Consider the following 21545-nt stretch of genomic DNA (forward strand, 5'->3'; position numbering starts at 1 on the left):
CGCGATAGCGGGATGACGATGTCGCGGGCGCGGTGGCGCAGGCCCTGCGCCGCGTTCGGCGGCGCCAGCCTTCGGCCGTCGCCGTCGGCGCCGTCGAGATCGGCGACCCGGTCGAGCAGGAACGACAGGTCGACCAGCCGCTCGGCGACGACGTGGATCACGCCGCTCTCGCGCTGCAGGCGGCCGTCGACGCGCAGCAGGCGCGCGGTCATCACGACGCGGCGGAAGGCGTCGAACACCGCCGGCCAGACGATGGCGTTGGCGATCCCGCTCTCGTCCTCGATCGTGGCGAAGACGACGCCCTTGGCGCTGCCCGGCCGCTGGCGCACCAGCACCAGACCCGACACCGACACGCGCCGGTTCACCGGCAGCGTGGCCAGCGCGTCGTTGCGGCCGACGCCGCGGCGGGAAAGCTCGCCGCGCAGCAGCGACAGCGGATGGCCGCGCAGCGACAGGCGCAGGCTGGCGTAGTCGTCGACGATGCGCTCGCCCAGGGTCAGGCCGGGCAGGACGACGGCGGGCTCGACACCGGCGGCGCTTGGCGCTGGCTCCGATGGTGCGGGGACGCTCTTCCGCTCCGTCATCTTGACGTTCCGCCCCGTCATCCCGAGCGCAGCGAGGGATCTTTCCGCCGCCTCAAGATCCCTCGCTGCGCTCGGGATGACGGGGGAGCCCCGCCCGCTCGGTCCATCCTCCGGCGCGCGGTCCATGGCGGCCGGCGGCGCGTCGAACAGCGGCAGGCGCTCGTCGCGCAGGCCGCGCGAGGCCCACAACGCGTCGCGCGGCGACAGGTCGAGCGACGCGAAGGCATCGGCGCGCGCCAGGATCTCGATCTGCCGGCGCGACAGGCCGCCGCGACGCCAGACGTCGGCCACGTCGCGGTAGCCACCGCCGCGCCGCGCGGCGAGGCGCGTCATCTCGTCCTCCGACGCGCCCGCGATCTGCCGCAGACCCAGCCGCAGCGCCGGCCCGCGTCCGCCGCCGCCACCCTCCAGCGTGTTGTCCCAGTCGCTCCGGTTCACGTCGGGCGGCAGGACCACGACGCCGTGCTCGCGCGCGTCGCGCACGATCTGCGCCGGCGCGTAGAAGCCCATCGGCTGGCTGTTGAGCAGGGCGCAGGCGAAGGCGGCGGGATGGTGGCGCTTGATCCACGACGAGACGTAGACCAGCGACGCGAAGCTGGCGGCGTGGCTCTCGGGGAAGCCGTACTCGCCGAACCCCTCGATCTGCTTGAAGCAGCGCTCGGCGAAATCGCGCTCGTAGCCGTTCCCGACCATGCCCTCGATCATGCGGTCGTGGAACCCGCTCACCTTGCCGGTGTGCCGGAACGTCGCCATGGCGCGGCGCAGGCGGTCGGCGTCGTCGGCCGAGAAGCCGGCGGCGACGATGGCGATGCTCATCGCCTGCTCCTGGAACAGCGGCACGCCCAGCGTCCGCTCCAGGACCGCCTCGAGCTCGGCGGAGGGGTAGACGACGGGCTCCAGCCCGTCGCGGCGGCGCAGGTAGGGATGCACCATGTCGCCCTGGATCGGGCCGGGCCGCACGATCGCCACCTGGATGACGAGATCGTAGAAGCACCGCGGCCTCAGGCGCGGCAGCATCGACATCTGCGCCCGGCTCTCGACCTGGAACACGCCCAGCGAGTCGCCGCGCGACAGCATGTCGTAGACCTCCTTGTCGTCCTGGGGGATCGAGGCGAGCGTGTGGCGCACGCCGTGGTGCGCCGCGACAGGTCGAGGCCCTTGCGGATGCAGGTCAGCATGCCCAGCGCCAGCACGTCGACCTTCAGGATCTTCAGCGCGTCGAGGTCGTCCTTGTCCCACTCGACCGTGGTGCGGTCCTCCATCGCCGCGTCGCGGATGGGCACCAGCTCGTCGAGCCGGTCGGCGGTGACGACGAAGCCGCCGACATGCTGCGAGAGGTGGCGCGGGAAGCCGATCAGCTCGCGCGACAGGTCGAGCGCCATGGCCACGCGCCGGTCGCCGGGATCGAGGCCGGCGGCGCGCACGTGGTCGTCGCGCACGCCGTCGCCGCCGCTGCCCCACACCGTGTCGGCCATCACGCCCAGCGTGTCGGGCGACAGGCCCAGCGCCTTGCCGACGTCGCGGATGGCGCTGCGGCTGCGGTAGGCGATCACCGTCGCGGCCAGCGCCGCGCGCTCGCGCGTCCACGTCTTGTAGATCCACTGGATCACCTCCTCGCGCCGCTCGTGCTCGAAATCGACGTCGATGTCGGGCGGCTCGCCGCGGGCGCTGGAGATGAAACGCGCGAACAGCAGCTTGATCTTGTCGGGATCGACCGCCGTGACGCCGAGGCAGTAGCAGACCAGCGAGTTGGCGGCCGAGCCGCGGCCCTGGCAGAGGATGCCGCGCGAGCGGGCGAACTCGACGATCTCGTGGACGGTGAGGAAATACGGCGCGTAACCGAGCTCGGCGATCAGCGCGAACTCGTGGCGCAGCTGCGCCACGTGCCTGTCGGGCACGCCGCCGGGCCACCGCGCCGCCGCGCCGGCCAGCGCCAGCCGCTCCAGCCGCGCCTGCGGCGGCTCGCCGTCGGCGCGCTCGACCGGATAGCGGTAGGTCAGCTGGTCGAGCGAGAAGCGGCACGCCCCGGCGATCTCGACGCTCCGTTCGACGGTGCCGGGATGGCGCGCGAACAGCCGCGCCATCTCCTGCGGCGGCTTCAGGTGCCGCTCGGCGTTGGCGAAGCGGCGCCAGCCCAGCCGGTCGACGGTGCATCCCGAGCGGATCGCCGTCAGCACGTCCTGCAGCGGGCGGCGCTCCGGCGCGTGGTAGTGCGCGTCGTTGGTGGCGACCAGCGGCGCGCCGTGCGCGCGCGCCACCGCCTCCAGCCGCGCCAGCCGCCGCTGGTCGTCGCCGCGCGCCAGGACCGTGGCGGCGATGAAGCGCCGCCGGCCGTAGATGTCGGCGCAGAAGCGCAGCGCATCGGCGAAGGCCTGCGCGGCGGGATCGCGCGGCGGCAGCGCGATGGCGACCAGCCCGTCGGCGTGGGCCGCGAGGTCCTCGCGCGTCAGGTCGCATCTATCCTTGGCGCCGCGCCGCGCCCCCGCGCTCAGCAGGCGCGACAGCCGGCCGTAGGCGGCGCGGTCGGTCGGATAGAGCAGGGCGGAGATCCCGTCGCGCGTGTCGATCCGCGCGCCGACCACCAGCGGGATGCCGGCCTCCTTGGCGGCGACGTGCGCGCGCACGATCCCCGCCAGCGTGCCGCGGTCGGTCACCGCGACGGCCGACAGCCCCAGCGCGGCGGCGCGCGCCACCAGCTCCCCCGGATGCGAGCCGCCGCGCAGGAAGCTGTAGTTGGTGGTGACCTGCAGCTCGGCGTAGCGCGTCATGGGGCGCGCCATGGTCCACCGACGCCGCCGTCTCAGGCGCAGAAACCGTGCAGGTACCAGCGCGCGGTGGCGCCGGTGCCGGCGATCCGGTTGAACGGGCCGTCGCGGTAGACCCAGAAGCGGTGCCCGTCGTCGTCCTCGACGCGGTAGTAGTCGCGCGCCGCCGGCGCCGCGCGCGCCTCGTCGGCCGACGCCGCGTCGCGCCACCATTCGTCGACCAGCCGCTCCGGCCCCTCGGCCCGCGCCACGCGACGCGCGGCGCCGCGCCAGCGGAACAGCAGCGGCGGATCGTCCGGCACCGGCGCCGTCACGTCGATCGGCTCCGGCCGCGACAGCAGCCGCGTCGGCCGCGCGCCCTTCAATCCCGCGACCCGCGCCCATGTTCCGGGACGCGCCGCCGGCCGGCCGGCCGCCACCAGGGCCACGGCGCGTTCCGGCAGATGGCTGGCGGCCGGCGCCAGACGCACGACGTTGCCGGCGCCGACGCGCTGCGCCAGCCGGTCGACCAGCCGCGTCACGGCGCCGTCGTCGACGTCGCGCGCGCCGGCGGCCGGCGCGTCGGCGAGATCGAACGCGCCGCCGCGCGCCGCCGCCGCGACGGTTGCCGCCGCGACGGGCATCGCCGCCTGCTCGGGGACGAACGGCTCGACCACCGCCGCCGACAGCATCATCAGCTCGACGCCGAAGCCGGGATCGAGCGTCGAGAGCGGCTCCTCGAACAGCTTCATCAGATGCGGGTTGTCGCGGCTGGGCCGGCCGGTGCCGATGGCGGCGCGGTCGACCGTGCCGTCGACCCGGAACAGGCGGATCTCCAGCCGCCGCGCGCCGACGCCGGCCTTCTCGAACTGGCCGCACAGCGCCGCCAGCAGGCGCGAGGCGGCGGCGGCGATGTCCTCGGGCCGGCCGACCGGCTCGACGAAGGCGAGGCGGGTGCGGAAGGCCGGCGCCGGCACGCGCGGCTGGATCGGCTCGTCGAGCAGCCCCAGCGCCTGGTCGAGACGGCGCGCCAGACCCTCGCCGAAGCGCCGCGCCAGCGGCGCCCGCGGCAGGCCGTAGAGATCGCCGGCGCGGCGTAGCCCGAGCCGGCGCAGCGTCTCGGCCGCCGCCGCGTCGAGCCGCAGCGCCTCGACCGGCAGCGCCGACACCAGGCCGCGATGCGCCGCCGGCGGCGAGAGAAGGTCGGCCTGCCGCTCGGCGAAGCGCGCCAGCGCCCAGGCGGCGCCCGGCGTGTCGGCCATCGCGGCGCGCGCGGTGAAGCCGTGCTTGGCCAGCCGCGTCGTCAGATCGGCCAGCATGGCGCGCTCGCCCTCGATGCCGGCGCCGAACAGATGGCCGCAGCCCGTGACGTCGAGGAACAGCCCGGCGTCGCCGCCGAAGGTCGCGGTCGCGGCGTCGTCGACCGCGGCCGCCAGCGGGTCGCGCGCGATCCCGGAATCGACCAGCGCGCCGCCCAGCGGATCGATCGCAACCCACGGCGTGTAGCGCTCGCACCAGCCGGCCAGGGTCTCGAGCAGGTGTAGATCCGCGGCCGGATCGGCGTGCGTGGTGACCAGATCGGGCACCAGCGCGCGGGCGTCGGCCAGACGCTGCGCCGGCCGCAGCCCGGCCTCGCGCGCCGGCGGATTGACGGCGGCGATGCGCGGGCCGCCCTGGTGGAAGGCGATGGTCGCGGCCGGCCTAGCCGACCAGTCTTTGGCCCGCCGCGCCAAGCGGTCGGTCGACAGCCTCGGGAACCACAGCGAGATCACCCGTTTCATCGTTCCACTCCACGGTCCAGGTCGGGATGTCGGCGCGCGCCGGATCGCCGAAGCGGTTGCGCGTCAATTCGATCCGCCAGCGCGGCGCGCCGATGTCGCGCGTGGCGCGGCCGTCGGCGTCGAGGCTCGGGGCGGAGGGGCGGGGCGACACGCGCCAGCGCGTCACGGCCGACGTGGCGCCGGGGGCGTCCACCCGCCGGTGGCCGGCCACGCGCAGCAGCAGCGCCGGCACGCCGCTCTTCTCGGCGGCGAGCTGCAGGCGGCGCGTGGCGACCAGGTCGGCGTCGGCGATCTCGCCCAGCACGGCGCACAAGCCGCGGCAGCGCAGACCCTCCTCCATCGCCCACGCCACGTCGTCGGCGCCGCGCGCCGCGACCACGATCAGCCGCGCCGGATCGATGAACGGCGCCAGCGCCGGCGCGTAGGGCGGCGCGTCGAACACGCCGGTGGGGCGGCGGCACCACAGCACCGGCCCGGCCGCGCCGCGCGCCGCGCGCGCCGCGTCGAAGCGGCCCAGCAGCCGCGCCGCGAAGGCCAGCGCCGCGCCGTCGTGCCCCGGAGGACCGCCGGCCAGCACCTCGTGCAGCGCGCCGGTCGCCAGACCGCCGCCGGGCAGCGTCGCGTCGATCTCCGGCACGCCGGTGGGCACGGCCGTGGCGCCGGGCGCGTTGCCGTCGTCGCGCTCCAGCCGGCGCACCTGCTCGCGCAGCGCCACCAGACGCTCGGCGCCGGGCGCGCGGTCCAGCACCAGCACCGGCTCGCTCGCGAAAGCCCCGCCGCGCCGGGCGTCGCCGGCCGTGGCGTCGGGGGAGGTGAAGGCTTTGGGGAAAACGACGCTCATCGTTTCCTCGGGGCGGCTCGAACCGGATTGTGGGTGATTGATGTTCTTGATTTGTTCTATTCATTCCAAGCATGAGAGTCAATGGATATTCACAGGATGAATCAGGCCGGGCGCGGTGGCGCTCCCCGGAAAGTCATCGCCGGCCCCTCGACAGACCATCAGCGGGCTGGCTGGATAATTGCTTGGACGATCCACACCGCCCAGACCGCTTCGACCCGGGAGGTCCGCCATGACCGCCGCCGTTTCCCTCCGCCGGCCCGCCGCGCGCCTGGCCTTGGCCGCCGCCGCGATCCTCGGTCTGCTGGCGCCGGCGATGACGTGGGCGAAATGCTCCAAGAACCTCGCCGACGGAACCTCGCCGCGCATCGTGCGCGCCTCGTTCGGCGAGGGCCGCCTGGCGCAGACCGCGATTGCCAGCGAGGCGCGCATCACCTTCGTCGGCCACGCCAGCTTCCAGATCGAGACGCCGACGGGCGTGCGCGTCATCACCGACTACAACGGCGTCAACGGCTACGGGCGGCGGCCGGACATCGTCACCATGAACAACGCCCACACCACGCACTACAGCGACGAGATCGAGCCGGGCGTGACGCACGCGCTGCGCGGCTGGCCCGACGCCGACCACGACGCGGTCCACGCCATCGAGTGGCGCGACATCAAGGTGTGGAACGTGCCGACCAACGCCCGGGACTATGGCGGCGTGCGGCGCAACGGCAACTCGATCTTCGCCTTCCAGATCGGCGATCTGTGCATCGCCCATCTCGGCCACCTGCACCACCGCCTCAACCCCGACCATCTCGAGGCGCTGGGCCGCATCGACGTGCTGATGGTGCCGATCGACGGCAACTACACGATGGGGCAGGGGCTGATGGCCGACGTCGTGCGCCAGATCCAGCCGCGCATCGTGCTGCCGATGCACTACTGGGGCCGCCACCAGTTCGACCGCTTCACCGAGCTGCTGGCCGACGACCACGACCTCGTCTGGCCCGACACCCGCACCATCGACGTGTCGAAGAAGACGCTGCCCGAGAAGCCGAGGATCGTCGCGCTGGCCGGCAGCGGCGGGGATTAGAAACTCCCTCTCCGCCGCATTGAAGTCATGCGTATTTCGCCCTCTCCGCCACGTAGTGGGGGAGAGGGAGCAACCATTAATCAAACCGGGATCTGCTTGGTCCACGGGGTGCCTCTGGCGAGGACGGCGTTGACGAAGATGACGAGCTTGCGGGCGCAGGCGACGAGGGCCTTCTTGTGAGGTTTGCCCTTGGCGACGAGCGTCTTGTAGACCGGCACGAGGTTGTCGTTCCACCTGAAGGCGGCCGGCAGGGCGGCGTTGAACAGGGCCTTGCGCACGCGGCCGCGTCCGCCGGCGATGTGTCGCTCGCCGCGCAGGGTGCCGGAGTCGCGGTCGAACGGGGCGAGGCCGGCGAGCGCGGCGGCCTGCTCGCGCGACAGCGCGCCGAGCTCGGGCATGAGCACGACCAGGGTCAGCGCGGTGCGGATGCCGACGCCGTCGACGCTGGCGACGAGGTCGAGGCGGCGGGCGAGGTCGGCCTCGGCGCGGACGGTCTTGAGCAGCAGCGCCAGCTCGGCGTCGCGGCGGCGCTCGAGGCGCTGGACGTCGCGCTCGAGGCCGGCGCGCAGGCGCCGGGCGGCGAAGCGCTCGAGGCGGCAGCGGGTCTGGCGCAGGTCGTCCTCGATCTGCTCGATGAAGAGAAGATGCTCGGCGAGGGGCGCCATCCTCGGATCGGGCGCGGCGCGCACGCCGGCGAGACCGGCGGCGCACCCGGCGATCAGGGCGGCGTCGATCCGGTCGTTCTTGGCCCGGCGCAGCTTGTAGGCGGCGAAGGCGCGGACCTGGCCGGGCTGCAGGACGGCGACCTCGACGCCGGCTCCGCGCAGCGCCGCCGCCACCGCCCTCTCGTAGCCGCCCGACGCCTCGATGCCGGCGCGCCGGACGCCGAGGCCGGCCAGCCGTTCGCGCAGCGCGCGGTGGCCCTCGGCGGTGTTGGGCACCCGCCATGTGGCGCCGTCCGGCCACAGCGCGATGTCGAGCCAGGTCTTGCCGGTGTCGATGCCGGCGACAGGCGTGCTATGTTCGGCCATCTTCGTCGTCCCTGCCTTGCGTGCGAACCAGGTTGTTCGGGCAACCATCCGGGCCTCGATGAAGTGGTTCGTCCGCGATCCGGCTCCCTCGCGATCCGTCACGATTCCCGGGACCAACGATCCGACGGTCGAACCGCCCAGGGCCGGGTGGCCACCCGGCCCTGGGCATTCCTCGCGGAACGCCCTCATCCTAACCGCTCGCGCTTACGCAAGGGGACCCATCGCGAAGCGATGGGGAGGGTGAGGTGGTGCGCGCATAGAAGGTGATGCCGGAAGCGATGGCAGTACACCGCTATCGACCGCCCACCACCTTCACGACGACCACCTCATCCTTCCCATCACGCTGCGCGTGACGGGCCCCTTCCTTCTTCCCCGCTGCGCGGCGGAGAAGGAGAAAACCGCATCCTCAGTAGAAAACCCCCTTCGGCTCGATGCCCAGCAGGATCTCGCCGACGGCCTCGAAATGCGCGGCGCGGGACTGGATCTGCTGCGACAGCGTGCGCATGTCGCGAAAGCGGCGCTCGAACGGCGAGCCGATGAAGATCGCGTCGGTGCCGGCCGCCTTGTAGACGCGCTCCGCCACCCTCTCCGACGTCTCGATGGCGTGGGCGCAGGCCAGCCGCACGCGGGCGCGGGAAGGCGTGTCGATCACCGGCCCGCCCGGCGTCGCGCTCTCCCAGATCGACGTCAAGGTCTCGACCAGATAGGCCCGCGCCGCGCCCAGCCGCGCCTCCATCCGCGCCACGTCGGCCTGGACCACGGCGCCGTCGGCCAGCCGCCCGAGATAGCGCGGCGTCTTGTGGGCGGCCAGTTCCACGAAGGCGTCGAGCATGGCCCGCGCCAGCCCGAACGCGACGCCGGCGACGCCGACGGCGTAGAGCCCGTGCATGGTGAAGGCGTAGAGCCGGCCGGGCTCGCGCCGCAGCGACGGATCCTCGCGGGTGCCGCTGAACGCCTCGGTCACGAACACGTCGCGCACCACGTAGGAGTCGCTGGCCGTGCCGCGCAGGCCGATCGTGTTCCAGGTGTCGAGCAGCTCGGCCCGCGCCACCGGGAACAGCAGCGTGCGCACCGTCGGCCGGCCGGCGGCGTTCAGGCGCAGCGATCCGTCCTCCTCGACCACGAGGCAATGCGCGCCCATCCAACTGGCCTGCCGGCACCCCGAGGCGAAATCCCAGCGCCCCTCGACGCGGTAGCCGCCCGGCGCGGCGCGCGCCCGGCAGGAATTCGGCGGCCCCCACGCGATCAGCGCGCGGGGATCGCCGTAGACCGCCGCCGCGCTCTCCGCGGGGATGAACGGCGCGATCAGCGCCGAGCTGTTGCCGACGAAGACGTTCCACGCCACCGAGCCGTCGTGGCGCGCCACCTCCTCGACGGCGGCGAGATAGACCCAGGGCTCGACCTCGCCGCCGCCCAGCGAGCGCGGCAGCAGCAGGCGGAAGATCCCGGACTCGTGCAGCGCCGTCAGCAGCGGCTCGGGGATGCGCCGCGTGCGCTCGATCTCGTCGGCGGCCGCGCGCAAAGCGGGCGCCAACGCGCGGGCGCGGGCGAGCGGATCGAGAGCCGAGGTGATCGCGGAATGGTCGTCCACGCCGGAACGCTAGCCGTGACGCGCGACCGAGTCACGCGCGCGTGGGCGACTCAAGTCGACCCGTCGAGGAACGCCGCAAGATTCTCCCCCAGCTCCGGCCCGAGATACCCGCCCTCCTGCACCAGCAGCGTCGGGAGGCGCAGCGAGGCGATCAGCGCCGCCATGCGGCCGAAGCCGGCCGTGGTGATGCGCAGCCCCTGAAGCGGGTCGCTTTCCGACGCATCGAGCCCCAGCGCCACCACCAGCGCGCCGGGCGCGAAGGCACGGATGCGCTCCAGCGCGCGCTGGGCGGTCGCCAGCCAGACATCGTCGCCGGTGCCCAGCGGCAGCGGCAGGTTGAGGTTGAAGCCCTCGCCGGCGCCCTCGCCGCGTTCGTGGGCGTGGCCCCAGAAATAGGGGTAGTAGTCGAGCGGATCGGCGTGGATCGACACCGTCAGCACGTCGGGCCGGCCGTAGAAGATGCCCTGCGTGCCGTTGCCGTGGTGCACGTCGATATCGAGGATCGCCACCCGCTGATGGCGCTGGCGCAGATGCTGGGCGGCGATCGCGGTGTTGTTGAGGAAGCAGAAACCGCCCGCCATGTCGGCGTAGGCGTGGTGGCCGGGCGGGCGGCACAGCGCGTAGGCGATGCGGTCGCCGTCGAGGATGAACTGCGCCGCCGTCAGCGCCACCTGCGTCGCGGCCAGCGCGCCGTCCCAGGTGCCGGGGCCGATCGGGCAGGCGGTGTCGACCTGGTGCCAGCCGGCGCGGCCGACGATGCTGCGCGGATAGCTGGCGTGGCGGCGCGCGGGGTGGACGTTGGGGATCACCTCGGCCGCGGCGCCGTCGAGCTTCATCCATTCCCGCTGCGCCGTGCGCAGGAAGTCGAGGTATTCCGGCGAGTGGATCGCGGCGACCGGCCCGAGTCCGAAATCGCGCGGCGCGAAGATGTCGTGGCCGGCGCCCTTGGCCGCCGCCAGCAGAATGTCGGCCCGCGCCGGCTGCTCGGCGCTGTCCCGCCGCTGCCCGCGCACGAGGAAGAACGACGGATCGTGGGCGGCGTGCGCGGCGGAGTAGGCGATCTTCATGGTCGGGCTTTCGTCGGTTGTCAGCCCTCTCAGCGGCATCGGCGCTGTCTTCGGCGCCTGAGGGGGCGAGAGGGAGTGTTTTCAGCCCTCTCCGCCACGTCGGCGCCGTCTGCGGCGCCAGAGTGGGGGAGAGGGAGGGGACCCATGCGAAGCATGGGGAGGGTGAGGTGGTGTTGGCTGCGTATGTGATGTTCGATATCGATCGCGGTCGATTCTCCTTCAACATCTTCTTCGATACCACGACCACCTCACCCTCCATCGCTTCGCGATGGGCCCCGCCCTCTCCCCCGCTGACGGGGCGGAGAGGGAATTCATCATCACCCCGCGAGCCAGCCGCCGTCGACGGGCAGCTCGACGCCGGTGATCCACGACGACTCGTCGCTGGCGAGGAACAGGATCGCCGCGGCGATCTCCTCCGGCGCGCCGAGGCGGCCCATCGGGTGGCGCGCGCGGGAGCGTTCGCGGGCGGCGGCGGGGTCGGGCTGGCGCGCGAAGGAGCGCTTCAGCAGCGGCGTCTCGGTCGCGCCCGGCAGCACGGCGTTGCAGCGGATGCCCTGGTCGGCGTAGTCCAGCGCCGTGGTGTAGGTCAGCGCCGCCACGGCGCCCTTGGACGCGATGTAGGCGGCGTTGCCGCGGCCGCCGGCGCGCGCGAGCTGCGAGGCCACCGTCACGATGCTGCCGCCGCCGCGCGCCACCATCGGCCGCAGGCATTCGCGGATCCACAGGAAGGTGCCGGTGGCGTTGACCGCCATGACGGCGTTCCAGTCCTCCAGCGCCGTCGTCGCGGCGGGCTGGCCGCGCGAGATGCCGGCGGCGGTCACGAGGATGTCGACGCCGCCCCACGCCGCGGTCGCCTCGTCGACGATCTGCCGCGCCATCGGCTCGTCGGTGACGTCGCAGGCGATGGTCCGGCAATCGGCGTCGCCCAGCGCGGCCTTCGTGTCGGCCAGCGCCGCGACGTCGCGGTCGACCAGCACCAGCCGCGCGCCCTCGCGGGCGAACAGCCCGGCCGTGGCGCGGCCGATGCCCGAGCCGCCGCCGGTGATGACCGCGACGCGGTCCTTGAGTTTCATTCCCGCCATCCCCTCGCTATCGCTCCGCTCAAATCGACCCGCCCTCATACTCCCTCTCCGCCCGCAAGCGGGGGAGAGGGCGGGGCCCGCGCCGAAGGCGTGGGAGGGTGAGGTGGTCGTCGTATCGGTCGCGCCGTCGATTGGAAGAGCGACGTGCGCCGATATCGCGCTTCCGCGAATCCACCGCGACCCACCTCACCCTTCCCGCGCTGCGCGCGGGCCCCTTCCCTCTCCCCCCGCAAGCGGGCGGAGAGGGAGAATAGCGCCGGCGAACCCGAACCGTCCTCCCGCCGCCAGTCTAGGCGGGCCGGCGCGGATCGGCTATCACGGCTGCTATGAACGTCGCGCCCATCGCCAATCCGCTACTCGCGGCCGTGGCCCCGTCGCCCATCGCCGAGACCAAGGGCTGGGTGCTGAACCGCGCCTTCCCCGCCGACAAGCCGTTGATCGACATGGCGCAGGCCGTGCCCGGTCATCCGCCGCCGGAGGATCTACGCGAGCATCTCGCCGGCGTGCTGCGCGATCCGACCAAGCACGGCTACACGCCGATCCTCGGCGTGCCGGAGCTGCGCGCGGCCTACGCCGCGCACCAGTCCGCGTTCTACGGCGGCGCGATCGGCGCCGGCGAGGTCGGCATCACCTCGGGCTGCAACCAGGCCTTCTGCCTGGCGATGATGGCGCTGGCCAAGCAGGGCGACGAGGTGATCCTGCCGCGGCCGCACTACTTCAACCACGACATGTGGCTGCGCATGCTCGGCGTGGCGCCGGTGCCGCTCGACTTCCGGCCCGGCTCCGGCGCGGTGCCCGACGCCGAGGACGCGGAGAAGCTGATCACGCGACGCACCAAGGCCATCGTGCTGGTGACGCCGAACAATCCCACCGGCGCGGTCTATCCGCCGGGCACCATCGCGGCGTTTTACGAACTCGCGAAGCGCCACGGCATCGCGCTGGTGCTCGACGAGACCTACAAGGATTTCCTCGCCGAAGGCGTGCGGCCGCACCGTCTGTTCCACGATCCCGACTGGAAGCGCACGGTCGTGCACCTCTACAGTTTCTCCAAGGTGTTCGCGCTGACGGGCTACCGCGGCGGCGCCATCACCTGCGGCGCGCCGCTGATGGCGGAGATCGAGAAGGCGATGGACTGCGTCTCGATCTGCCCGCCGAGGCTGGCGCAGGAGGCGGCGCTCTACGGTCTCAAGAACCTGTCGGGCTGGGCGCGGCGCAACACCGAGGCGCTGGCGGCGCGGCAAGGCATGTTCCGCGCCGGGCTGGACCGCGCCAACCGCTGGCGTCTGGTCAGCATCGGCGCCTATTTCGCCTACGTCGAGCATCCCTATGCCGACCGGCCCTCGGCCGAGGTGTCGAAATGGCTGGCCGACGAGCACAATGTGCTGACCATCCCCGGTTCGATGTTCGGCGGGCCGGGGCAGGACCGCTTCATCCGCTTCGCCTTCGCCAACGTCGCCGACGCCGTGGTGCCGAAGGTGTTCGACCGGCTGGAGCGGGCGATCTAGAGTTTCCCCCTCCCCCGCGTCGGCGCCGTCCGCGGCGCCTGAGCGGCGGAGAGGGGCAAGACCGCGGCGCCGCCCGCGACGGAGGACACCGTGCCCTACATCACCTGCGACGACGGCGTGCGGCTGTACTACGAGGAGGCGGGCTCGGGCACGCCGCTGGTGTTCGTGCACGAATACGCCGGCGACTGGCGCGCGTGGGAGCCGCAGATGCGCTTCTTCGCCCGCAAGCACCGCTGCGTGACCTATTCCTTCCGCGGCTACGCGCCGTCGGACGTGCCGGACGATCCGGCGAAATACGGCCAGGACCGCGTCGTCGACGACATCCTATGCGTGCTCGACGGGCTGGGTATCGACCGCGCCCATGTCTGCGGGTTGTCGATGGGCGGCTTCGCCGTGGCGCATTTCGCGCCGCTATCCCGCGCGGACGCTGTCGACGGCGATCTGCGGCTGCGGCTTCGGCGCCGAGAAGCACCTGCACGAGGAGTTCGCCGCGGGGTCGCGCGCCAACGCCGAGATCATCCGCCGCGACGGCCAGCGCGCCTTCGCCGAGAGCTACGGCGTCGGACCCAGCCGCCTGCGCCACCGCCAGAAGGATCCACGCGGCTTCGCGGTGTTCATGGAGGAGTTGAAGGGCCACGACACGGTCGGCGCCGCCCACACCATGGCCGAGTACCAGGGACGGCGGCCGTCGCTCTACGATTTCGAGGAGGAATGGAAGCGCTGCGCCGTGCCGGCGCTGATCGTCGCCGGCGACGAGGACGACAACGTGCTGCAGCCCAGCCTCTATCTGAAGCGCGTGATGGGCAACGCCGGGCTGCTGGTGATGCCCAAGGCCGGCCACACCGTGAACCTCGAGGAACCGGACGCGTTCAACCGCGCGCTATGGGATTTCATCGCCTTGGTCGAGGCCGGCAAATGGCTGCCACGCCTCGACGCCGCGGCCGGATAGCGGGAGCGCGGGCGGTGGCGGCGCGGGCGACGGGAAGCCCACGGGCGCCGACGCGGCGCGCGCTGCTGGCCGGCCTCGCCGGCGCGGCGCTGGCGCCCGCGACCGCCGCGGCGCATCACGGACCGCCGCTGCGCGAGCTCGCCGCCGCGCGCGGCCTTGTCTACGGCAGCTCGGTCCGCATCGACGCGCTCGAGGATCCGGCCTACGCGGCGCTGCAGGCGCGCGAGAGCGCCGTGCTGGTGCCGTCGTACGAGCTGAAATGGCATCCCGTCGCGCGGCGGCCGGGGGTCTACGATTTCGCCGCGCCGGACCGCCTGATGCGCTTCGCCGGCCGGCACGGGGCGGCGGTGCGCGGCCACACGCTGCTGTGGCACCGCAGCATGCCGGCGTGGCTCGACGCCCGTGTGTCGGCCGCGGATATGGAGCGCCACATCGAGACGCACGCCGCCACGACGGTCGGCCGCTACGCCGGGCGCATCGGCTCGTGGGACGTCGTCAACGAGGCGGTGAGTCCCGTCGACGGCCGGCCCGACGGGCTCCGCGCGTCGCTGTTCCTCGCCAAGCTGGGCGAGCGCTACATCGACGTCGCCTTCCGCGCCGCGCGCGCCGCCGATCCGGCGGCCGAGCTGGTCTACAACGATTTCGGCGTCGAGCACGAGGGCTGGAACCCGCTGCACCCGAAGCGCGAGAAGGTGCTCGAGCTGCTCAAGCGCATGCTCGACCGCGGCGTGCCGGTCGACGCGCTCGGCGTGCAGGGCCATCTCGCGACGCGCAGCCCGTTCGACGGCGACCGGTGGCTGCGCTGGCTGGAGCGCGTGCGCGCGCTGGGGCTGCGCATCCTCGTGACCGAGCTCGACGTCAACGACGCGGCCTCGCCGGCCGAGATCACCCTGCGCGACGCCGAGGTCGCCGAGCTGTACCGCCGCTTCCTCGCCGCGACGCTGGCCTGCCGCGCGGTGACGACGGTGGTCACCTGGGGAATCTCCGACCGCTACAGCTGGGTGGTCGACGGCGTCGAGCCGTCGCACCGCCGCGCCGACTCCGCGAAGCCCAGGCCGCTGCCGTTCGACCGCGACCTCGCGCCCAAGCTGGCGCACGTGTCGCTCGCCGCGGCGTTGACCGACGCGCGGCCGCGCTGACCGCCGCCGCGGCGACGTTCCTCATCGGGCCATGAGATAGCCGCGTTCGACGCCGTCGCGGCCGCGGCGTATCTCCCGCCGCGTCGTCGTCGCGAGGAGACCGCCATGTCCGTCTGGATCGAGGAAGTCGAGGCCATCCGCGGCCGCCTGGCGCCGCCGGGCCCGCTGCCGCTGGAGCGCATCGCGGACTGGCCCGGCAGCCGCGTCTTCGCGGCGATCGGCGCCGGCGAGCTGCCGTCGCCGGAATTCGCCGCCGAGGCCGGCATCTATCCGATCGAGGTCGGCGGCGGCCGCGCCGTGTTCCAGGCCGATCCGGCGCGCGCCTTCCGCAACGTGATGGGCACGGCGCATGGCGGCTGGATCGCCACGCTGCTCGACACCGCGCTGGCGGTCGCCGTCCACGCCACGCTGCCGCCGCGCACCTTCGCGTCGACCATCGAGATGAAGGTGAACTACGTCGCGCCGGTGACCGCGGCGACCGGGCCGGTGCGCGCCATCGCCACGGTGCTGTCGAGCGGCCGGACGCTGGCGACGTCGGAGGCGAAGCTGGTCGACGAGGCCGGCCGCCTCTACGCCCACGCGACCGAGACCGTCGCGATCGTACCGCTGCGGGCGCCGCACTAGGCGGCGCCGGGCGCCTACGCCGCGCCGAGCTGCTGCGAGACCAGCAGCGGCATCGCCAGCAGCTTGACGCGCCAGCGCGCGCCGTCGCGCGTGAACTCCAGGGGCGCGCCGTTGGCCGTCATGGTCTCGTCGAGCTCGACATCGAGCGCGCCCGCGAGCACCCGGAGCACGCCGCCATGGCTGACCAGCAGCGGCGCCGGGCCGGGCGCCAGCAGCGACTCGACGCCGCGCGCCGTGCGCTCGATGAAGCCGAGCATGGTCTCGCCGTTGGGCGGATCGATGCGCCAGTCCAGCCCGACGCTGCTCGTGCCGATGAAGTCGCCGAAGTAGCGCTCGCGCAGGGCGCGGCACAGGCGCACGGGCCGCCCGGTGACGTCGGCGACGCGTCCGGCGGTGAGCCAGGCGCGGGCCATGTCGCTGGCGAAGATGTGGTCGAAATCGACCTTGGCGAGGGCCTGCGCGGCGGCCTCGGCGTCGGCGAAGCCCTCCGGCGCCAGCGGGATGTCGGGGTGCTGGTAGACGCGCGCGATGTTGCCGGGGGTGCGGCCGTGGCGCAGGAACAGGAAATGGTCGCGCGCCGGCGCGAAGCCGCACGCCCGCGCCGCCGCGCGCAGCGCGTCCTGTCCCGCCGTGTTCTCCGTCGCCGCCGTCGTCGACATGCCGTTCTCCCGTCCGCCCGTCCGTTTCCTAGACCGCCGCCGCCCGCCGCGCCAGTGGATGAGGCGGCTGGCGTGGCGGGCCGGCCCTATCCGTCGTCCCGGGCGCGGCGCGGGACACGGGCGCCGGCCATGGATCCCTCGCTCCGCTCGGGAAGACAGCGGGGCGGGCGTGGAGCGCGGTCCGGAGTCGGGCGGCCGGTCGTCCTCACCCGCCCATGCGCTTGGCGACCTCCTCGAGCATCACCTCGGTGGCGCCGCCGCCGATCGCCTGGACGCGGGCGTCGCGCACCATGCGCTCGATCGCCGACTCGCGCATGTAGCCCATGCCGCCGTGGAACTGCTGGCAGTCGTAGACCGTCTCGTTGACCAGCTCGCCGCACAGCGCCTTGACCATCGACACCTCGCGCACGCACTCGATCCCCTGCGCGTCGAGCCAGCCGGTGTGGTGGACGAGCTGCTTCGCGGCCGCGACCTTGGCCGCCAGCATCGCCAGCCGCTGGCGGATCACCTGTTTGTCCCACAACTTGGCGCCGAACGCGGCGCGGTCCATGACGTGGCGCACGGTCATCTCCAGCGCCGTCTCGGCCTCCGACACGGCCTGCGCGCCCAGCACGAGGCGCTCGTTCTGGAAGTTCCTCATGATGGCGTAGAAGCCGCGGTTCTCCTCGCCCAGAAGGTTCTCCACCGGGACGCGGACGTCCTCGAACACCAGCTCGGCGGTGTCGGACGACAGCCAGCCGCTCTTGCGCAGCGCGCGGCCGACGGTGAATCCCGGCGTTCCCTTCTCGACGATGAAGATCGAGATGCCGGCCGATCCCTTGGCGCGGACGTCGGTCTTGGCGGCGACGAAATAGATGTCGGCGTGCACGCCGTTGGTGATGAACATCTTGGTGCCGTTCAGCACGTAGTCCGCACCGTCGCGCCGCGCGGTGGTGCGGATGCCCTTCACGTCGGAGCCGGCGCCGGGCTCCGTCACCGCGACGGCGCAGATCCCGCGGCCGGCGACGATGTCGGGCATGTATCGGTCGATCTGGGCCGGCGTGCCGGCGTTGGCGAGATGCGGCGACGCCATGTCGGTGTGCACCAGCACGGTGATGGCGAAACCGCCGAAGGTCGAGCGGGCCAGCTCCTCGGCGAGCACGACGCTGCCCAGCGAGTCCATCGCGCCGCCGCCGTGGCGCTCGGGATGGCGGATGCCGAGGAACCCCAGCTCGCCCATGCGCCGCAGCACCTCGCGCGGGACGGCGCCGTCCTCCTCCCAGCGGTCGCCGTGCGGCTTCACCTCGGAATCGATGAACCGCCGCAGCTGCTCGCGCAGCATGTCGTGCTCTTCGCGGAAGTATGGCGAGGGACGGGCGTTGGCGGACATCGGCGTGCTCCGGCGCGGGGATTTCGCGCACCGGACATGCCGGAACGCGGTTGCCGTGTCGAGGGCGGCGCGACAAGGTGCGGCGTCGCGCGGCCGGCGGTGGCCGCGGATCTGGAAGCAGGGGAGGGCGCCGTGGCCGGTCTATGGTTCGAGGAGTTCCGCGAGGGCATGGAGTTCGACCATGCCTGGACGCGCACCGTGACCGAGATGGACAACGTGCTGTTCAGCTCGCTGACCATGAACGTGCAGCCGCTGCATCTCGACGAGGAGTTCGCGTCGAAGACCGAGTTCGGCCAGCGCATCGTCAACAGCCTGTTCACGCTCGGCCTGATGATCGGCATCACGGTCAACGACACCACCGTCGGCACGACCGTCGCCAATCTCGGCATGACCGACACGCGATTCCCCAAGCCGGTGTTCCACGGCGACACGCTGAAGATGCGGACCAAGGTGGTGTCGGTGCGCGAGAGCAAGTCGCGGCCCAACGCCGGGATCGTCGAGTTCGAGCACCGCGCCTTCAACCAGCGCGGCGAGGAGGTGGCCTACTGCCGCCGCCAGGCCCTGATGCGCCGGCGCCCCGCGGCGTGACGCCTCGCGGCGTTCAGACCGGGACGGTGCCTTCGACGATGACGCGGTGCATGCGCCGGCGCGCGCCCTCGGGATAGTCGGCGTTGGCCTTGTGCATCGTGCAGCGGTTGTCCCAGATCACGATGTCGCCGGTGCGCCATCTATGGCGGTACTGGTTCTCCGGCCGCGTCGCGTGCGCGATCAGTTCGTCGAGCAGCGCGTCGCTCTCCGCCCGCTCCATGCCGACGATCCGCTCCATCCGGTTGGGATTGAGATAGAGCGCCTTGCGGCCGGTCTCCGGATGCGTTCGGACGAGAGGATGCACCACCGGCGGCATCGCCTTCATGTCGGCGTCGGTGCGCTTGGCGACACGGGTGCCCTTGCGGCTGGAATCGTAGGTGTGCTCGACGCGCAGCCCGTCGATCCGCCGCTTCGTCGCCTCCGGCAGATCGTCGTAGGCGGCGTACATGTTGGTGAACTGCGTGTCGCCGCCGGTCTCCGGCACCACGATCCCGTGCAGCATGGTCAGCGAGCACGGAACGGCCTTGTAGCTGTCGTCGGTGTGCCAATGGGCGCCGACGACGAGCTTCTTGCCGTCGCCGAGCACATCCTTGTCCTCGCTCGACAGGATCAGGATCTCGTCGCATTCCGGATGCGTGCCGGCCGGCGTGATCTGCTTCATCGGCGTGCCGAAGGCGCGCATGGCGTCGCGGTAGGGCAGCGGATTGAGCGGCCGTCCGCGGATGCAGAGCACGAGATTGTCGAGCAGCGCGCCGCGCAAGGTCGCGGCCGTCTCCGGGTCGAGCGGCCGGCTGAGATCGGCGCCCTCGGCGGCGGCGGCGAAACGGTCGCCGAGCGGTGTGATCGCGAGAGCCATCGGGCTTTCCTCCTCGCTTCTTGATTGGCCGCATCCTACGCTATCGCGCCCGTCGCGGGCCATGTTTCCGCCGAAGGCCGCCATGACGGCCGCGCCGGGCAGGGGGAGAGGACGACGATGACCAGCGAGCCGACCCAGCCGAAGGACGCCGAGCCGGCCACCCGGGCGCGCAACGCCGCCGTGCTGGACGCGCTGCCGTTCGACGACACCGCCGATTTCGAGAGCGCGCGCCGCGGGCTGATCGCGCGCGTGCCCGACGGGATCGTGCGCACCGACAACGGCACGGTCGTCTGGAACCTCAACGCCTACGCCTTCATCGACGGGCCGGCCGCGCCGCCGACCGTCAACCCGAGCCTGTGGCGGCAGGCGCGGCTGAACCTCGAGAACGGGCTGTTCAAGGTCGTCGACCGCGTCTACCAGATCCGCGGCTTCGACCTCGCCAACATGACGATCGTCGAGGGCGACTCCGGCGTGATCCTGATCGATCCGCTGACCACCGCCGAGGTCGCGCGCGCCGGACTCGAGCTCTACTACGCCCACCGCCCGCGCCGGCCGGTCGTCGCGGTGATCTACAGCCACAGCCACGTCGACCACTACGGCGGCGTGAAGGGCGTGGCGACCGAGGACGACGCGCGCGCCGGCCGCGTCCAGATCGTGGCGCCGTCGGGATTCATGGAGGCGGTCGGCGGCGAGAACGTGCTGGCCGGGGTGGCGATGACGCGGCGCGCCATGTTCCAGTTCGGCCCGCTGCTGCCGCCGGGCGCGCGCGAGCAGGTCGACGCCGGCCTCGGCAAGGTCACCGCGCGCGGCAGCGTCACGCTGATCCCGCCGACCACGCTGATCGAGGCGGTCACCGAGCGCCGCGTCATCGACGGCGTCGAGATCGACTTCCAGCTCGCGCCGGAGAGCGAGGCGCCGGCCGAGATGCACATGTTCTTCCCGCAGTTCGGCGTGCTGAACATGGCCGAGAACGTCACGCGCCATCTGCACAACTTCATCCCGCTGCGCGGCGCCGCTGCGCGCGACACCAGGCTGTGGTCGCGCTACATCGCCGAGGCGATGGAGATGTACGGGCCGCGCACCGACGTGCTCATCGCCCAGCACCACTGGCCGACCTGGGGCCGCGACGCGGTCCGGGCGTTCCTCGCGCGGCAGCGCGACCTCTACAAGCACATCCACGACCAGGCGCTGCGCATGGCCAATCTCGGCCTGCGTCCGGCGGAGATCGCCGAGAAGCTCGATCTGCCGCCGGAGCTGCGCCGCGACTGGTCGTCGCGCGGCTACTACGGCACGGTCAGCCACAACGCCAAGGCGGTCTACCAGAAGTACCTGAGCTGGTACGACGGCAACCCCGCCAACCTCAGCCCGCTGCCGCCGGTCGAGACCGCCAAGCGGACCGTCGACTACATGGGCGGCGCCGAAGCGGTGCTCGCGCGCGCGCGGGCCGATTTCGCGAAGGGCGAGTACCGCTGGGTGGCGCAGGTCATGTACCACGTGGTGTTCGCCGATCCCGCCAATCGCGAGGCGCGCGAGCTGGCGGCCGACGCGCTGGAGCAGCTCGGCTACCAGGCCGAGTCGGCGACGTGGCGCAACGCCTACCTGTTCGGCGCCCGCGAGCTGCGCTGGGGCCCGCTGCGCCTGCCGCCGCGGCCGATCCTCAGCCCCGATCTCATCCGGGCGGTCGACACCAGCATCTTCTTCGACTTCATGGGCGTGCGGCTGAACGTCGACAAGGTCGCGGGGCGGCGCTTCGCTATCGACTGGCGCTTCACCGACACCGGCGAGGACGTCGCGCTCAATCTGGAGAACTCGACCCTGACCCAACGGCCGGGCCGGTCCTCTCCGCCGGCCGCCGCGGTGGTGACGACGGCGCGCCCGACGCTCGACGCGCTGATGGTCAACGCCACCACGGCCGCCGCGGCGATCGACGCCGGCGCGCTGAAGGTCGACGGCGACGCCGGCGTCGTCACGGCGCTCTTCGCCATGCTCGACGACTTCCCGCTGATGTTCGACATCCTGACGCCGGGGCCGGCGCCGCGCTGATCCCCGGCACCCGCGCCGCG

15 protein-coding genes and 2 pseudogenes are annotated in these 21545 nt (G+C 72.7%); 7 read left to right on the forward strand and 10 right to left on the reverse strand.

Annotated elements, in window-relative coordinates:
* Window positions 1–89 precede the first annotated feature (89 nt).
* The 3 genes and pseudogenes from IPK81_20830 to IPK81_20840 all read right to left on the reverse strand — a co-directional run bounded on the left by IPK81_20830 (window position 90) and on the right by IPK81_20840 (window position 5950).
* Window positions 90–3352, reverse strand: a pseudogene (locus IPK81_20830) (error-prone DNA polymerase).
* Window positions 3353–3384: 32 nt separating this feature from the next.
* On the reverse strand, window positions 3385–5016 hold the full coding sequence (locus IPK81_20835; protein QQS15198.1) for a DNA polymerase Y family protein: 1632 nt from the start codon (window positions 5014–5016) through the stop codon (window positions 3385–3387).
* A 13-nt stretch (window positions 5017–5029) separates the two neighbouring features.
* A complete protein-coding gene (locus IPK81_20840; protein QQS11949.1) occupies window positions 5030–5950 on the reverse strand; it encodes a damage-inducible mutagenesis protein in 921 nt (306 codons plus the stop codon).
* A 229-nt stretch (window positions 5951–6179) separates the two neighbouring features.
* Here IPK81_20840 and IPK81_20845 point away from each other — a divergent pair, with 229 nt between their 5' ends.
* Window positions 6180–7022, forward strand: a complete 843-nt coding sequence (locus tag IPK81_20845; GenBank protein ID QQS11950.1) for an MBL fold metallo-hydrolase — start codon at window positions 6180–6182, stop codon at window positions 7020–7022.
* An 80-nt stretch (window positions 7023–7102) separates the two neighbouring features.
* Here the strand turns inward: IPK81_20845 and IPK81_20850 are convergent, their stop codons facing one another.
* From IPK81_20850 to IPK81_20865, 4 genes are all read right to left on the reverse strand, one after another.
* Window positions 7103–8053 carry an IS110 family transposase gene (locus tag IPK81_20850; GenBank protein ID QQS11951.1) on the reverse strand — a complete coding sequence of 317 codons (951 nt, stop codon included), beginning with the start codon at window positions 8051–8053 and terminating at the stop codon, window positions 7103–7105.
* Between the two features lie 406 nt (window positions 8054–8459).
* Window positions 8460–9644: an acyl-CoA dehydrogenase family protein gene (locus IPK81_20855; protein QQS11952.1), complete on the reverse strand. Its 1185-nt coding sequence runs from the start codon at window positions 9642–9644 to the stop codon at window positions 8460–8462.
* A 50-nt stretch (window positions 9645–9694) separates the two neighbouring features.
* The gene (locus IPK81_20860; protein ID QQS11953.1) at window positions 9695–10711 is read right to left on the reverse strand and encodes a histone deacetylase family protein; all 1017 of its coding nucleotides are present in this window, start codon (window positions 10709–10711) and stop codon (window positions 9695–9697) included.
* Window positions 10712–11028: 317 nt separating this feature from the next.
* The gene (locus tag IPK81_20865; GenBank protein QQS11954.1) at window positions 11029–11784 is read right to left on the reverse strand and encodes a glucose 1-dehydrogenase; all 756 of its coding nucleotides are present in this window, start codon (window positions 11782–11784) and stop codon (window positions 11029–11031) included.
* A 335-nt stretch (window positions 11785–12119) separates the two neighbouring features.
* Between IPK81_20865 and IPK81_20870 the strand changes: the two genes are divergently transcribed.
* From IPK81_20870 to IPK81_20885, 4 genes and pseudogenes are all read left to right on the forward strand, one after another.
* The gene (locus tag IPK81_20870; GenBank protein ID QQS11955.1) at window positions 12120–13298 is read left to right on the forward strand and encodes an aminotransferase; all 1179 of its coding nucleotides are present in this window, start codon (window positions 12120–12122) and stop codon (window positions 13296–13298) included.
* 90 nt (window positions 13299–13388) lie between these two features.
* Window positions 13389–14247 (forward strand): annotated as a pseudogene (locus IPK81_20875) (alpha/beta hydrolase).
* A 14-nt stretch (window positions 14248–14261) separates the two neighbouring features.
* Window positions 14262–15386 (forward strand): endo-1,4-beta-xylanase, encoded by a 1125-nt coding sequence (locus IPK81_20880; GenBank protein ID QQS11956.1) that lies wholly within the window; start codon window positions 14262–14264, stop codon window positions 15384–15386.
* 105 nt (window positions 15387–15491) lie between these two features.
* A complete protein-coding gene (locus tag IPK81_20885) occupies window positions 15492–16010 on the forward strand; it encodes a PaaI family thioesterase (protein QQS11957.1) in 519 nt (172 codons plus the stop codon).
* 14 nt (window positions 16011–16024) lie between these two features.
* On the opposite strand, the gene IPK81_20890 is transcribed toward IPK81_20885, so the two are convergent.
* Window positions 16025–16669, reverse strand: a complete 645-nt coding sequence (locus IPK81_20890; GenBank protein QQS11958.1) for a histidine phosphatase family protein — start codon at window positions 16667–16669, stop codon at window positions 16025–16027.
* A 205-nt stretch (window positions 16670–16874) separates the two neighbouring features.
* Complete coding sequence (locus IPK81_20895; GenBank protein ID QQS11959.1) at window positions 16875–18038, reverse strand: acyl-CoA dehydrogenase family protein; 1164 nt, start codon at window positions 18036–18038, stop codon at window positions 16875–16877.
* A 132-nt stretch (window positions 18039–18170) separates the two neighbouring features.
* On the opposite strand from IPK81_20895, the gene IPK81_20900 reads away from it, so the two are divergent.
* On the forward strand, window positions 18171–18626 hold the full coding sequence (locus tag IPK81_20900; GenBank protein ID QQS11960.1) for a MaoC family dehydratase: 456 nt from the start codon (window positions 18171–18173) through the stop codon (window positions 18624–18626).
* 13 nt (window positions 18627–18639) lie between these two features.
* Here the strand turns inward: IPK81_20900 and IPK81_20905 are convergent, their stop codons facing one another.
* Window positions 18640–19482: a TauD/TfdA family dioxygenase gene (locus IPK81_20905; protein ID QQS11961.1), complete on the reverse strand. Its 843-nt coding sequence runs from the start codon at window positions 19480–19482 to the stop codon at window positions 18640–18642.
* A 117-nt stretch (window positions 19483–19599) separates the two neighbouring features.
* Here IPK81_20905 and IPK81_20910 point away from each other — a divergent pair, with 117 nt between their 5' ends.
* Window positions 19600–21525, forward strand: a complete 1926-nt coding sequence (locus tag IPK81_20910) for an MBL fold metallo-hydrolase (GenBank protein ID QQS11962.1) — start codon at window positions 19600–19602, stop codon at window positions 21523–21525.
* Window positions 21526–21545 lie beyond the last annotated feature (20 nt).

Source organism: Rhodospirillales bacterium, from assembly GCA_016699855.1.
Classification (GTDB): Bacteria; Pseudomonadota; Alphaproteobacteria; order Reyranellales; family Reyranellaceae.

What these genes read in the sequence shown, in the direction of transcription:
- IPK81_20865 (QQS11954.1), bottom strand. Translation starts at nt 11,784, where the DNA reads ATGAAACTCAAGGACCGCGTCGCGGTCATCACCGGCGGCGGCTCGGGC.
- IPK81_20885 (QQS11957.1), top strand. Translation starts at nt 15,492, where the DNA reads ATGTCCGTCTGGATCGAGGAAGTCGAGGCCATCCGCGGCCGCCTGGCG.
- IPK81_20860 (QQS11953.1), bottom strand. Translation starts at nt 10,711, where the DNA reads ATGAAGATCGCCTACTCCGCCGCGCACGCCGCCCACGATCCGTCGTTC.
- IPK81_20890 (QQS11958.1), bottom strand. Translation starts at nt 16,669, where the DNA reads ATGTCGACGACGGCGGCGACGGAGAACACGGCGGGACAGGACGCGCTG.
- IPK81_20870 (QQS11955.1), top strand. Translation starts at nt 12,120, where the DNA reads ATGAACGTCGCGCCCATCGCCAATCCGCTACTCGCGGCCGTGGCCCCG.
- IPK81_20905 (QQS11961.1), bottom strand. Translation starts at nt 19,482, where the DNA reads ATGGCTCTCGCGATCACACCGCTCGGCGACCGTTTCGCCGCCGCCGCC.
- IPK81_20895 (QQS11959.1), bottom strand. Translation starts at nt 18,038, where the DNA reads ATGTCCGCCAACGCCCGTCCCTCGCCATACTTCCGCGAAGAGCACGAC.
- IPK81_20840 (QQS11949.1), bottom strand. Translation starts at nt 5,950, where the DNA reads ATGAGCGTCGTTTTCCCCAAAGCCTTCACCTCCCCCGACGCCACGGCC.
- IPK81_20845 (QQS11950.1), top strand. Translation starts at nt 6,180, where the DNA reads ATGACCGCCGCCGTTTCCCTCCGCCGGCCCGCCGCGCGCCTGGCCTTG.
- IPK81_20850 (QQS11951.1), bottom strand. Translation starts at nt 8,053, where the DNA reads ATGGCCGAACATAGCACGCCTGTCGCCGGCATCGACACCGGCAAGACC.
- IPK81_20910 (QQS11962.1), top strand. Translation starts at nt 19,600, where the DNA reads ATGACCAGCGAGCCGACCCAGCCGAAGGACGCCGAGCCGGCCACCCGG.